Source organism: Holdemanella sp. MSK.7.32 (genome assembly GCF_024460475.1).
GTDB lineage: Bacteria > Bacillota_I > Bacilli_A > Erysipelotrichales > Erysipelotrichaceae > Holdemanella.
In genome coordinates this window covers 1-320 of the sequence record NZ_JANFYN010000138.1, presented here as the reverse complement: position 1 = coordinate 320, position 320 = coordinate 1, and the positions used below count along the sequence as shown (strand labels likewise).

Here is a 320-nt window from a genome sequence, read left to right as displayed (position 1 = left end):
ATGCTCTATCGACCAAAGAAGGAAAACAAAACATTATCGAGTTTTGCGTATAAAAAGATACAAGAAAAAGTGGAAAGAAAATGTATAATGAATGAAGTGGATGTAATCAAAGTAGATCCAAAAAATACAAGTAAGATTGGAAAAGAAAAGTATACAAAGATCAAAGGATTGAGTGTACATTATTGTGCAGCCTATGTGATCAATCGAAGAGGCATGGGATTTGTAGATTAAATGAAATAAATAATCAGAACCAGAAGTTTATGATATCTTACTGGATGATAGGTACATAGATCATGGATGAAATTCTGAAGTATTTATAA

1 protein-coding gene is annotated in these 320 nt (G+C 30.3%); it reads left to right on the top strand.

The features are described 5' to 3' along the window. On the top strand, positions 1-231 hold a 231-nt coding region (locus NE544_RS12170; RefSeq protein WP_256269512.1), incomplete at its 5' end, for a transposase. Positions 232-320 lie beyond the last annotated feature (89 nt).